At 33.5% G+C, this 12,586-nt stretch carries 11 protein-coding genes and 1 tRNA gene; 7 read left to right on the top strand and 5 right to left on the bottom strand.

Annotated features, from left to right (window positions below; genetic code table 11):
• Positions 1-57: 57 nt before the first annotated feature.
• The 3 genes from gpmI to AC9UEH_RS00740 all read right to left on the bottom strand — a co-directional run bounded on the left by gpmI (position 58) and on the right by AC9UEH_RS00740 (position 4,817).
• Positions 58-1,575 carry a 2,3-bisphosphoglycerate-independent phosphoglycerate mutase gene (gene gpmI, locus AC9UEH_RS00750; protein ID WP_509527442.1) on the bottom strand — a complete coding sequence of 506 codons (1,518 nt, stop codon included), beginning with the start codon at positions 1,573-1,575 and terminating at the stop codon, positions 58-60.
• A gap of 109 nt (positions 1,576-1,684) precedes the next feature.
• Positions 1,685-4,102: a DUF5916 domain-containing protein gene (locus AC9UEH_RS00745; protein WP_509527440.1), complete on the bottom strand. Its 2,418-nt coding sequence runs from the start codon at positions 4,100-4,102 to the stop codon at positions 1,685-1,687.
• Positions 4,103-4,367: 265 nt separating this feature from the next.
• The gene (locus AC9UEH_RS00740) at positions 4,368-4,817 is read right to left on the bottom strand and encodes a GNAT family N-acetyltransferase (RefSeq protein ID WP_509527439.1); all 450 of its coding nucleotides are present in this window, start codon (positions 4,815-4,817) and stop codon (positions 4,368-4,370) included.
• A 167-nt stretch (positions 4,818-4,984) separates the two neighbouring features.
• Between AC9UEH_RS00740 and AC9UEH_RS00735 the strand changes: the two genes are divergently transcribed.
• Positions 4,985-5,060, top strand: a tRNA-Gly gene (locus tag AC9UEH_RS00735).
• A 221-nt stretch (positions 5,061-5,281) separates the two neighbouring features.
• Here AC9UEH_RS00735 and pepE read toward each other — a convergent pair.
• The gene (gene pepE / locus AC9UEH_RS00730; RefSeq protein ID WP_509527556.1) at positions 5,282-5,989 is read right to left on the bottom strand and encodes a dipeptidase PepE; all 708 of its coding nucleotides are present in this window, start codon (positions 5,987-5,989) and stop codon (positions 5,282-5,284) included.
• Positions 5,990-6,152: 163 nt separating this feature from the next.
• On the opposite strand from pepE, the gene AC9UEH_RS00725 reads away from it, so the two are divergent.
• The 5 genes from AC9UEH_RS00725 (at position 6,153) to AC9UEH_RS00705 (ending at position 10,671) form a co-directional block, all read left to right on the top strand.
• A complete protein-coding gene (locus AC9UEH_RS00725) occupies positions 6,153-6,851 on the top strand; it encodes a carboxypeptidase-like regulatory domain-containing protein (protein ID WP_509527437.1) in 699 nt (232 codons plus the stop codon).
• A gap of 23 nt (positions 6,852-6,874) precedes the next feature.
• Entirely contained in the window at positions 6,875-7,375 is a 501-nt protein-coding gene (locus AC9UEH_RS00720; protein ID WP_509527434.1) for a DUF6702 family protein, read from the top strand.
• Positions 7,376-7,441: 66 nt separating this feature from the next.
• A complete protein-coding gene (locus tag AC9UEH_RS00715; protein WP_509527432.1) occupies positions 7,442-9,697 on the top strand; it encodes a M1 family metallopeptidase in 2,256 nt (751 codons plus the stop codon).
• Positions 9,698-9,766: 69 nt separating this feature from the next.
• Positions 9,767-10,108, top strand: a complete 342-nt coding sequence (locus AC9UEH_RS00710; RefSeq protein ID WP_509527429.1) for a Sec-independent protein translocase subunit TatA/TatB — start codon at positions 9,767-9,769, stop codon at positions 10,106-10,108.
• Positions 10,108-10,671 carry a phosphatase PAP2 family protein gene (locus AC9UEH_RS00705; RefSeq protein ID WP_509527426.1) on the top strand — a complete coding sequence of 188 codons (564 nt, stop codon included), beginning with the start codon at positions 10,108-10,110 and terminating at the stop codon, positions 10,669-10,671. The genes AC9UEH_RS00710 and AC9UEH_RS00705 overlap by 1 nt, the downstream gene beginning before the upstream one ends.
• A 127-nt stretch (positions 10,672-10,798) precedes the next feature.
• On the opposite strand, the gene AC9UEH_RS00700 is transcribed toward AC9UEH_RS00705, so the two are convergent.
• Complete coding sequence (locus AC9UEH_RS00700; protein ID WP_509527423.1) at positions 10,799-11,440, bottom strand: O-methyltransferase; 642 nt, start codon at positions 11,438-11,440, stop codon at positions 10,799-10,801.
• 81 nt (positions 11,441-11,521) lie between these two features.
• Here AC9UEH_RS00700 and rlmN point away from each other — a divergent pair, with 81 nt between their 5' ends.
• Complete coding sequence (rlmN, locus tag AC9UEH_RS00695; protein WP_509527421.1) at positions 11,522-12,565, top strand: dual-specificity RNA methyltransferase RlmN; 1,044 nt, start codon at positions 11,522-11,524, stop codon at positions 12,563-12,565.
• The last annotated feature ends 21 nt before the right edge of the window (positions 12,566-12,586 follow it).

Raw genomic sequence — 12,586 nt, 5'->3', positions numbered from 1 at the left:
TAATTTAAGGCATTAGCAATTTATAATCAAAAACGTATTGGCTAAAATAATTTCTGTTTACAACAACGAATTTCTGTCCATGACTACTGGCTTTTCAACTCCCATCAACTCCAAAATTGTTGGAGCAATATCGCTCAAAACGCCATCGTGAATGGTTTTTAAATCAGTATCAACTAAAATAATAGGCACTGGATTTGTTGTGTGCGCAGTATTTGGACTTCCATCAGGATTGATCATGGTTTCGCAATTTCCGTGATCGGCAATTACAATCGTCGTATAATTATTGGCCAAAGCCGCAGTAATTACTTTTTCAACACATTGATCTACCGCTTCACAGGCTTTTATTGCAGCACTCATAACGCCCGTATGCCCCACCATATCGCCATTGGCAAAATTCAAACATACAAAATCAACTTCGCCTTTTTCTATTTCTGGAACTAAGGCTTCCGCCAATTCAAACGCGCTCATTTCGGGTTGCAAATCATACGTTGCTACTTTTGGTGAGTTTTTTAAGATGCGGCTTTCGCCAATAAAAGGATCCTCGCGACCTCCAGAAAAAAAGAAAGTAACGTGTGGATATTTCTCTGTTTCCGCAATTCTGATTTGCTTTTTGTTGGCTTTTTCCAAAACTTCACCCAGCGTTTCAGTGATATGATCTTTGTTATAAACCACTTTTACGTTCTGATAACTTTCGTCATAATTGGTAAGCGTTACATAATACAAATTCAATTTGTGCATGTTTTGCTCGTGAAAATCTTTTTGCGAAAGCGCTTCTGTCAATTCACGACCTCTGTCTGTTCGGAAATTGAAAAATAGCACGACATCATTTTCTTTGATAGTTGCTAATGGAGTTCCATTGTCGTCCAACATAATAATGGGGTCGATAAATTCGTCAGTAATGTTATTTTTATAACTTTCTTCGATGTTTTCAACTGCATTTTTAGAAGGAGTTCCTTTACCGTTTACCAATAAATCATAAGCTAATTTTACACGTTCCCAACGTTTGTCTCGATCCATTGAATAATATCGTCCAATAACCGAAGCTAATTTTACAGAAGTATTTTGGATATACTTTTCTAAATCTTGAATGTATTTTTTTCCTGATTTCGGGTCAACATCGCGACCGTCAGTAAAAGCGTGAACAAATACTTTTTGAAGTCCAAAATCTTGGGTTGCATCAATCAATCCGCGCAAATGAGACGTGTGAGAATGTACGCCACCATCAGAAACCAATCCAAGAAAATGCACGTTAACATTGTTGTCTTTTGCATATTGAAAAGCATCTACCAAAATGGGTTCTTTGTTCAAGGTTTTGTGTTCAACCGCTAAATTTATTTTGGCTAAATCTTGATAGATAATCCTTCCGGCACCCAAATTCATGTGACCCACTTCAGAATTTCCCATTTGTCCTTCTGGCAAACCAACGTTCAAACCATCTGTTCGTAATTGTGCGCTAGGATATTTTTTATATAACGAATTGATGAAAGGGATATTCGCATTGTCTATTGCAGAAACTTTTGGGTCTGGAGATTTCCCCCAACCATCAAGTATCATTAGGATAACTTTCTTGTTCATTGCAGTGAATTTTTTTTTAGCCCAGATGGAAGTGGAAATCATTTTTGTTTTTTCTTTAAAAACAAAAATAGTGTAACGTACAGCTGGAAATAGCTCCAAATTTAAGGAATTAAAATAACTTTTTCAAATGATTGTAGTCGATAAAATACTTAACACTAATTGAAAAAGTATGATTTAACACTTCGTTATTTAGTAAATTGGTTACGTTATTTCCGAAGTCTTTATTGATTTCACGTTCAAAATTCGCTGCATTATTACGATATAAAACCGAGATTTGACTGCCCGGCGCAAACCACCAAGAATAGGATAAATCGACATTCCAAGAAGTAAAATTGGAATTTTTATTTGTAGAATATCCCGAAAAATCTGTCAAATGACCGTTATTTAATAACGTCAAAAAGTTTTTATTTTCGGCATACGACCAATAATGGCGGACGGAAAGATTGAAATTCATTGTGCTATTCAAAGAATATTTCCCAGAAATAGAATTGGAGTAAGTCGTTACGTTTCTGTTCGCAAAAATAATTGCATTCGGCGTCAATGAATTAGCGTCATCGTCTATGCTATCGACAAAACCTTTGTTGTTATTTTGACGAAAAAAGTTGAAGTTATAATTTAATGCGAATTTGTCGTTAAATCGGTATCTTGGACCTGCCGAAAAGCCGTAATTATTTCTTCCGGCTTCATCTAATTTTGCAAATGAGGGATTGAAATCAAAGGCAAATTTGTAATTATAATTGGATGAGAAATAAAGCCAACCGCCAATTCTTGTCGGAATAAGGACAAATCTATTTTCGGTTCGTGGTTCATAAAAATCGTGGTTTTGTATGGGATTTGCATTTATTCCAATACCAAAATAATGATTTTTCTTATTATTGATATTTACATTAATATTAAAATTATTTCCTTGCAGCAATCCCATTTCTTTTTGGAATTGCGTAAAAGCATTTACATTCACATTGAAAGAATTAAAGTATTTGGTTGAATTTAGTATTCTATAATTGGCGTTTCCATACAAACTATAATAATTTGTCTGAAAATTAATTCCCAAGTCATTGTTATCAAAGTCTTTGGTTATAATATTGGCGCCCAAACTATAGCGATATTTTCCGCTGGTTTCTCCGATATTTAAACTGGAATAAATCCCTTTTTTTGCTGTAATATCGTTTACATAACTGTACTTGAAATCCCCCGAAAGATTATATGTATTTTCCTTAGTGTTCAAATCCCAGACCAAAGCGGAAACATTTGCATCTCTAAAACTCCCATTTCTGGTAACATTTGTGTTCACAAAACTAATGGATGAATTTTTTCTAAAACGCTGGTCAAGCACTAAAACACTATAGTTTGTTAGCGGTTCAACGATTTCACTTCGAATAGATTGGTCAGCGTTATTACGAATTTTTGCCGTTGTAATTTCTGTAACAGCATTTAAAATACCAATTCCCAAACCGCCTTTTGTTCGTCCTGAAACTTTAAAAGCATTAATCAAATTCACACTTGAAGGATTAGAAATTATTTCCTCGTTACTTGCAATTGTTGGATAAATTGTTGGACTTCCCCCAATTCTTCTCGAATAAAACAGATTACCTTTATTAAACATATCGGTTCCTTCAGTAAAAAAAGCTCTATTTTCATTGAATTGTTGTTCAAAAGGACCAAGATTTAGGATTTTATCGTCAAATTTTGTTTGTCCGAAATCAGGAATTAAAATAGCATCAAGAGTAAAGGCGTCGTTAATTCCGTATTTAATATCCATTCCTCCTTTAAGTGTTCCAATGGTTTTTTGAGCGCTATTGGCATTCAAATAGAATGAAGAGTAGGGCATAAAAAACAATCGTGTTGGGGTTTTAATATTTTCTATTCCTTCCAAAATACCAGCTTGTTGAATAATATTACTCAATTTATTATCAACTTTAGTCCAAGAATATATGGAATTATCTCGTTTTATATCTCGAACAAAATTAATTCCCCAAGTTTGGGTTTTATTGTTTGAAAAACGCAAAGCAGCATAGGGAATTTTCATTTCTACCACCCAACCGGAATCAGTAATTCGGGTTTTACTTGACCAAATTGCATCCCAAGAATAATCTTCGCCATTTACGTCTGTTGCTAAACAGTCCATTTGTGTTCCAGAAGCAGTACAAAAAAAGCGGAAATCTTGTTGCCCGTCATTGAATCCGTTGATAAAAACACCAAAATTGTCACTCGTACCTTGTTCGTCTCGTTGGGTAATTTCTTTTAATATTTTGTTGGGCTCGTTATCATATAATGTAGCTCCGATGTAAATAGCCTCATTATCATATAAAATTTTTACAACAGTTTCCTTGTCTTTACTGATTTGTTTTCCGTTATCGGGAGCAAACATATAGAAATCGTTGGCAACAGAAGCTATTTTCCAATTGGGTTCGTCTAAATTTCCGTCAATGGTTATTCCGCCTTGAATTGGAACTGTTTTTAATGCTTTTTTTTGAGAAAAAGTTGTGGCATAAACAAGAACTAAACAAAAAAGAAAGATTTTTTTCATGGATAAAATTTGATTTGAGGCGCTAAATTATCTTTTACCAACTATAATAACAATTATTTTATATTTTTATTGTGAATAAAGTATTTTTATAGCGGATTATCGATTTATTAAGTAAGTCGAAAGTTTTAATGTCGAAAGTCAAAAGTCTCAAAACAGTAAAAAAACCCAGATAAAATCAGTCTATTACAATAAATCACATATCTTAAAATAGGACACTGTATCACACTTACCACTTAATACTATAAAATGTTTGTTGCAGTTTAAATTATTTGATTTTATGAAATACTTTAAACAAAACATAATGAATTCCAATATCACTTATTTCAAAACCAGCACCAATTTTTTGATATTCTGACTTTTCATAAAAACCAATTGCGGTTTCTCGGGCGTTAAACCAGATGATTTTGCCACTTTTATTTATGATTTGCTTCTCGCAATATTTCAAAAGTGCTTCACCAAAACCCTTCTTTTGGTGTTGTTCTAAAACTGCCATTCCTCGAATTTGATATTGGTTATCTTCAAGAAAAAATATACTTTTTGCTTCAAATAATGAAATTACAGCTGAAAGTTGGTCATTATAAAACAGCCCAAAATGATTTGTAGTTGGTAAATCGTCGCCTTCAAACCGACAACTTTCTATTGGTTTACCAAAACGAAGCACAGGATTTCTAACAATAATTGTTTCAAAAGCAGAAATTTCTTTGATTTCAAACATTTTTATAGGAGTTTATCTAGGTTTAAAAAAGCCATAACAATATCATAATAAATTATTTACGTTGAAAATCATATGTTATTAGAATACAATTTCACTAGAGTTGAAATTTTTTCAAAAAAATCGTGCAATACTTTCAACTTATTATCTATATTTGCACTGTTATTAATGCGAAAGTAGCTCAGTTGGTAGAGCTCCAGCCTTCCAAGCTGGTTGTCGCGAGTTCGAGCCTCGTCTTTCGCTCCATAAAATCCTCAAACTTTTTGTTTGAGGATTTTTTTTTATTAGTTGTGGCGAGAAGTTTATCCCGCTTTTTAGCGGGAAGCCTCGTCTTTCGCTCCATAAAATCCTCAAACTTTTTGTTTGAGGATTTTTTTTTATTAGTTGTGGCGAGAAGTTTATCCCGCTTTTTAGCGGGAAGCCTCGTCTTTCGCTCTAAAATCCTCAAACGTAAAGTTTGGGGATTTTTATTTTAAATCGCTCAAATCACTTCCCGATTCTAATTCTTCAGGATTTTTGTTATGTCTGAATAATCGAGCAGAAAGACTTCCTTTTAACGTGATTTTTTCGCCTTTAACTTCAAGCCAACTTCCTTCACGCAATCCTAAAACTGGTGCTGAATTGAACTGATGAAATTCTTTAATTCGGGTTTCCCGAGTTTCGCCGTTGTATTTTAATTGCAAATCGGCATCTAAATAATGAGGATTCAAATTGAAAGGAACAATTCCTAATGTTTGAAAACTTGGCGGATAAATAATAGGCATATCGTTGGTTGTTTGCATCGTTAAACCACAAATATTACTTCCTGCGCTGGTTCCTAAATACGGTGTTCCGTTTTTTATGGCATTTGCCAAAGCGTCCATTACCTTGTTTTTATACAATTGGAAAACCAATAAAAACGTATTTCCACCTCCCGTAAAAATTCCTTCGGCTTGCTCGATTGCCTCTTTTGGGTTTTCAAATTCGTGAATTCCTTTAACAATTATATTTATATTGGCGAAAGCCGCAGCTACTTTATTGGTGTATTCCTCATACGAAATCCCACTTGGTTGCGCATACGGAATAAAAAGAATCGTTTTGCAATTCTTGAAATGCTCCCATAATTCAGGTAAAATATAGTCTAAATAGTCACCTCCATAAAGAGTTGACGTGCTTGCGATGATGCAGTTTTTCATTTTCATTTTAGTGTTTAATAATTTCAAAGTTACATTATTTTCTAATTTTCTAATCTGAAATTTCGGTGCTTTATTTATTAACATAACTTTACCAAGCAATTTTCATTAATTTAGAACGCGCTTAAATACTTTTACAATTAATAAAAGTGTAAATTATTGGTATATGAAGAACTGGTTTGTTGTCCTATTATTTTTTACGACAGTCTGCACTTGGTCACAAACCAGCAACGAAAAAATCCTACACGGAAAAATTGTCGCTGATTCTGCTTCGGTGGTTGGAATTGATGTGGTAAATTTAGGCAATGAAAAAGTAACCGTAACTAATAATAAAGGGGAATTTTCTATTTTGGCGAAAGCCGATGATATTTTGGTATTTTCATCAATGACTTTAGAAATGAAACGAATGCTGGTTGATGAAGACGATTTGAAATCGGAAATGATAACGATTTATATGACACCAAAAATTAATGAACTTAATGAGGTAATTGTAAAGAAAAATGCAGCCGAAGGCACGAGTATATTTCAAGGTCAAAAGCATTATACTCCTGCTGAACGAAAATTATATACCGCAACTTCAGGATTATTAGACGCACCGCTAAACTGGCTTTCCGGAAGAACAGAAATGCTAAAAAAAGAAGTAATAGTAGAACGAAAAGAGCGAATGTTAGATAAAGTTGGCGTTCTATATGACGATAAATATTACATTCAAACCTTGAAAGTCCCAGAAATTTATATTGATGATTTTCAGCGTTATATTATAGAAGACAAAGAATTTGCTGCAGCTTTGAAAGTAAAAAATAGAACAATGATGTTGTTTTTGATTTCAAAATTGGCAGTAAATTATAATACTATTCCAAAATAGAAATGGATTAACTATATTTGAAAATGAAAAAAGTACTTTTATATACCTTAATTGGAATAACATTTTTTGCAGGAACTTCATTTGGGATTCATAAATTTTATGTTTCCATCTATCAAATTAAGTATGCTTCCGAAAAGAAAATGTTGCAAATTACTTCCCGAATATTTGTAGATGATTTAAATGCGGTTCTTTATAAAAAAAACAATAAAAAAACATTTTTAGGAGAACCAAATGAATCTCCAGAAGATATTGTGCTAATGACGAAATACATTTCAGATAATTTTTCTTTAAAAGTAAATGGTCAGCAAAAACCATTAAATTATCTTAGTAATGAATTGGAAGGAAACGTGATCATTTGCTATTATAACATCAAAGAAATTTCTAAAATTAAAACATTGGAAGTAAAAAGTACGGTACTTCTTGAACTAAATTCGGAGCAACAAAATATTATACAATCCACTATTTACGGTGAAAAACAAAGTTTATTGCTTACTGAAAGTACAATTATGGGAATGTTAAAATAACAACTTCTATTTATTCTTCAAATAAATTATTTACTTTAGCAAATGAAAGCTAACTATTACACTTTTATGAAAAAAATTACATCCGTATTCCTATTATTTTTCGCTGCAATTTCAATTTCAACTTTTGCTCAAGAAGTTAAAGAAAGTACCAAAACTAAAGAGCTGGGTCACGAAGATAAGAATAAATTTCGTCAAATGTATGATTTATTGGCAACTCCCAATATGTATCGCACCGCTTCTGGCGCACCAGGTCCTGAATATTATCAGCAACAAGCCGATTATAAAATGGACATCGAATTAGATGACAAAAACACTAAAATTTACGGCACAGAAACCATAACGTACACTAATAATGCTAAGGAATCTTTGGAGTATTTATGGATTCAATTGGATCAGAATATAGCTGCCAGAACTTCAAAATCTCCGTTAGTTGAGAATGCCAAAATAGATCCCGCAATAAGTGCCGCTGGATTTTCAAGAAAATATTTAGAAGAAAAATTCGACGGTGGTTTCAAAATTGATTATGTTAAAGATGCCAAAGGAAATCCAATTTCATATACTGTGAACGAAACGATGATGCGAATTAATTTATCAAAACCATTGGCACACGGAGAAAAAACAGCCTTGAATATAAAATGGAATTACAACATCAATAATTACATGTTGGATGGAGGTCGTTCCGGTTACGAACATTTTAAAGAGGGTAATAATCTATATGTTTTAGCGCAATTTTACCCAAGAATGGCAGTCTATAATGATGTTGAAGGTTGGCAAAATATGCAATTTTGGGGAAGTGGAGAATTTGCTTTGCCTTTCGGAAATTATGAAGTTAACATTACCGTTCCTGCTGATCATATTATGGAAGCGACGGGAGTTTTGCAAAATAGAGCCGAAGTTTTCACCGCAGAACAGGTAAAACGATATGCGCAAGCAGAAAATTCTTTCGAAAAACCAGTAATAATTGTAACTCAAGACGAGGCTACTGAAACTGAAAAAGGATTTTCTGAAAAGAAAAAAACGTGGAAATTCAAAGCAGAAAATGTTCGAGATTTTGGAATTTCAACTTCAAGAAAATTTATCTTGGATGCAATGGCAGTAAAATTAGGCGGAAAAACTGTAATGGCGATTTCGTTATATCCAAAAGAAGGAAATCCGTTGTGGGAACAATATTCAACTCGTGCCGTTGCTCACACTTTGAAAAGCTATTCCAGTTATACATTTGATTATCCTTATCCAAAAGCAATTTCTGTAAATGCGCAAGATCAAGGAATGGAATACCCGATGATTTGCTGGAATTTTGGTCGTCCCGATGCTGATGGAAAATATACCGACAGAGTAAAATACGGAATGTTAGGCGTAATAATTCACGAAGTAGGACACAATTTTTTTCCAATGATTGTCAATTCTGATGAGCGCCAATGGACTTGGATGGACGAAGGATTGAATTCTTTTATGGAATATTTAGCAGAAATTTCTTGGGAATCCACCTTTCCAGTTGACCGTGGACCCGCAATTAAAATCGTTCCATATATGAGTGGGGATCAAAAAAATATTGAGCCAATAATGACCAATTCTGAAGCTATAAAACAATTTGGAAACAACGCTTATGGTAAGCCAGCTGCAGGTTTGAATATTTTGCGTGAAACAATTATGGGGCACGAATTATTTGATTATGCGTTCAAAACGTATGCAAATCGCTGGAAATTTAAACACCCAACCCCAGAAGATTTCTTTAGAACGATGGAAGACGCATCGGCAACTGATTTGGATTGGTTTATTCGTGGTTGGTTTTACACCACCGATTACACCGATATTGGAATTAAAGAAGTCAAACAATATTATGTGAGTAATGTAGCGCCAAAAGACTTTAAAGCACCAATGCCATCAAGAAGAAATCGATTAAAAACAACTGGTCCAATGGTTTTTATGGTCACAAATACAAGTGAAAGTTTTAAGTCAGAAATGAATAAAGCATTCGAAATTAAAGAAATAAAAACATTAGATGATTTTTTGCAAACCAATTTCAAACCAGAAGAAATCGCGAAATTTGATTCGCCTAAATATTTCTATGAAGTGACTTTCAATAAGCCTGGAGGATTGGTGATGCCTATTATTGCGGAACTTACTTTTGAAGACGGAACTACGGAAAATCAAACATTCCCAGCGCAAATTTGGAGAATGAATGATGAAGAAGTAACACGAACATTTGCTACGAAAAAAGTAATTAAAAAGATTGTAGTTGACCCAAAATTAGAAACTGCAGATATAGACATCACAAACAATACTTGGCCAAAAGAAGAGGTAAAATCTAAATTTGATTAACATATTTTTATAGGACATTTAAAAATAGCTTCATAAAAACTTTGTAACTTTGCAATAAAATAAATTGATATGTTTGGAATAGGTGGTGGCGAATTAATTCTAATTTTATTTGTAGTCTTGATGCTTTTTGGCTCAGATAAAATCCCTGACATTGCAAGAACAATGGGAAAAGCTATGGCACAATTAAAAAACGCGACTAACGATATCAAGAGTGAAATTCAAAAAGGAGCCGATGCCAATGGATTAGACACAAAATCGATAACCGATTTTACGGGAAATATCACACAAGAAATCAATAAAGCGAAAGATAATCTGTTAAAAGAAACAGCCCCAATAATTGAAAATGTTAAAATTGAAACTTCAAAAGTAGAAACCACTGAAAGTGAAGGTCCTATAAAACGCGATTCATAATGCTTGAAAAAATAATCTATTTTGATCAACATACGTTCATTTTTCTCAATAGTTTAGGATCTGAAAAATTTGATGTGCTATGGCTATTAATAACCAATCAATCTAATTGGACTCCTTTTTTTGCAACACTTCTGTACTTTATTCACAAAAAATTGGGCACAAAGCAAACATTTATTTTGGTTCTATTTATTTTAGTTTTAATCACAATTTCCGACCAATTTACTAATCTTGTAAAAGACACATTTCAAAGGCTTCGTCCTTGTAGTGACCCAAAAATCAACACTTTAATTAGAGTTGTAAAATCTAGCGAAACCTTTAGTTTTTTCTCAGGTCACGCCGCAAATACAATGGCAGTTGCCACATTTTTATACTTTATTCTCAAGGATAAATTCAAGTATTTTGGATTGCTCTTTTTGTGGCCACTAATCTTCGCCTATAGCAGAATTTACTTAGGATTACACTATCCATCCGATATAATTTGTGGCTATATAAGTGGTTTTATTTTAGGACTTTTGATGTTCAAAACATATCAAATCACACAGAAAAAGTATTTTCCAATTTAATTGTTTTTTGGAGCTTTTTCCAGCTGTCATTCCAAATCCTCGCTAAAAAGCTCGGGATTTTCCCTTCCATCTGGGCTAGGGCATCCGTATTCAAAAGGATATTTATTCTAACAATCTCAATTCAACTTTAAAGCACCCGACTCACAGTTAAACCATCACGAATTGGCAACAAAACAGTTTCCACTCTACTATCATTTTTTAATAATTCGTTGTATTCTATAAGTATTTTTGTACTAAAATCATTTTTCTGTAAAGGCTCTAAAACTTTCCCGCTCCACAAAACATTATCCGATAAAATAATGCCCCCTTTATTCATTTTAGGAAGAATTAACTCAAAATAGTTGATGTAATTTTCTTTATCGGCATCAATAAAAACCAAATCAAATTTCATTTCTAATTTTGGAAGTATCGAAATTGCTTCCCCCAAATGCTGCACAATTTGATTTCCCCACGGGGATTTATCAAAATATTTTCTTTGGAAATCAACCAATTCTTCTTTTATATCAATCGTATGAAGCTGCCCATTTTCTTGCATTCCTTCACATAAACACAAAGCCGCGTAACCCGTAAACGTTCCAATTTCTAATATATTCACGGGACGAATTAATTTAGAAAGCATACTCAAAACACGACCTTGAAAGTGACCACTAAGCATTCTTGGCAACAAGATTTTTTGATAGGTTTCCTTATTTAATGCCGCTAATAATGCGGGTTCATTTTCAGAATGTTGTTCGATATAATCTTCTAATTCTTGGGATATAAAGTGCATCTGCTATTTGAATTTTAATATTTTGTCAAAGTTATCAAATTATCAAATAAACAAATCCACAATTTAAACTAAATTTGCACCATGCAAATCGAGAAAAAAGACATACGGGCATTATCAAAAGAACAATTGCGGGATTTTTTTGTAGCCAATCAAGATAAAGCCTTTCGTGGAAATCAGGTTTATGAATGGTTGTGGAGCAAAGGCGCACATAGTTTTGAAGACATGACAAATGTTTCTAAGGAAACGAGAACTATGTTAGAAAACAGCTTCGTAATTAACCATATCAAGGTCGATACAATGCAACGCAGTTCTGATGGCACCGTAAAAAATGCAGTTCGTTTGCACGACGGTTTGGTTGTAGAAAGCGTTTTAATCCCTACAAATACGCGAACTACCGCTTGTGTTTCCAGTCAAGTGGGTTGTAGTTTAGATTGCAATTTTTGCGCAACAGCACGGTTAAAAAGAATGCGAAATTTGGAACCTGGAGAAATTTACGACCAAGTTATCGCTATCGACAAAGAAAGTCGGTTGTATTATAATCATGCTTTGTCAAACATTGTTTTTATGGGAATGGGCGAGCCGCTTATGAACTATAATAATGTTTTAAAGGCTATTGCAATGATAACTTCTAACGAAGGCTTGGGTATGTCTCCAAAGCGAATTACTCTTTCTACTTCAGGCGTTCCAAAAATGATAAAAAAATTAGCGGATGACGAGGTAAAATTCAAATTGGCGGTTTCTTTACATTCTGCAATTGATGAAATTCGTTCTCGAATTATGCCATTTTCAGCCAATTTCCCATTATCCGAATTACGAGAATCGTTAGAATATTGGTACCACAAAACGAAAAGCAAAATCACTTATGAATATGTGGTTTGGAAAGGAATTAACGACAATAAAGCGTCAATTGACGCCCTAGTGAAATTCTGTAAATATGTTCCTTGCAAAGTAAATTTAATAGAATACAACCCAATTGATGATGGTGAATTCCAGCAAGCATCTGAAGAATCTATAAATGCTTATATCAAAGCTTTGGCAGCTAATGATATAGTGGCAAAAGTAAGAAGAAGTCGTGGGAAAGATATAGATGCGGCTTGCGGACAACTAGCCAATAAAGAAATATAAAAAAAACGTTCGAAATGATTT

Source organism: Flavobacterium sp. (assembly GCF_040402835.1).
In the GTDB taxonomy this organism is placed as follows: Bacteria; Bacteroidota; Bacteroidia; order Flavobacteriales; family Flavobacteriaceae; genus Flavobacterium.
This window is presented reverse-complemented; position numbering and strand designations above follow the sequence as displayed.

Bases quoted from the DNA above. Each gene is read 5' to 3' on its own strand.
- pepE (WP_509527556.1), bottom strand. From the start codon at position 5,989: ATGAAAAACTGCATCATCGCAAGCACGTCAACTCTTTATGGAGGTGAC.
- AC9UEH_RS00715 (WP_509527432.1), top strand. From the start codon at position 7,442: ATGAAAAAAATTACATCCGTATTCCTATTATTTTTCGCTGCAATTTCA.
- AC9UEH_RS00720 (WP_509527434.1), top strand. From the start codon at position 6,875: ATGAAAAAAGTACTTTTATATACCTTAATTGGAATAACATTTTTTGCA.
- rlmN (WP_509527421.1), top strand. From the start codon at position 11,522: ATGCAAATCGAGAAAAAAGACATACGGGCATTATCAAAAGAACAATTG.
- AC9UEH_RS00725 (WP_509527437.1), top strand. From the start codon at position 6,153: ATGAAGAACTGGTTTGTTGTCCTATTATTTTTTACGACAGTCTGCACT.
- AC9UEH_RS00700 (WP_509527423.1), bottom strand. From the start codon at position 11,440: ATGCACTTTATATCCCAAGAATTAGAAGATTATATCGAACAACATTCT.
- AC9UEH_RS00710 (WP_509527429.1), top strand. From the start codon at position 9,767: ATGTTTGGAATAGGTGGTGGCGAATTAATTCTAATTTTATTTGTAGTC.
- AC9UEH_RS00705 (WP_509527426.1), top strand. From the start codon at position 10,108: ATGCTTGAAAAAATAATCTATTTTGATCAACATACGTTCATTTTTCTC.
- gpmI (WP_509527442.1), bottom strand. From the start codon at position 1,575: ATGAACAAGAAAGTTATCCTAATGATACTTGATGGTTGGGGGAAATCT.
- AC9UEH_RS00745 (WP_509527440.1), bottom strand. From the start codon at position 4,102: ATGAAAAAAATCTTTCTTTTTTGTTTAGTTCTTGTTTATGCCACAACT.
- AC9UEH_RS00740 (WP_509527439.1), bottom strand. From the start codon at position 4,817: ATGTTTGAAATCAAAGAAATTTCTGCTTTTGAAACAATTATTGTTAGA.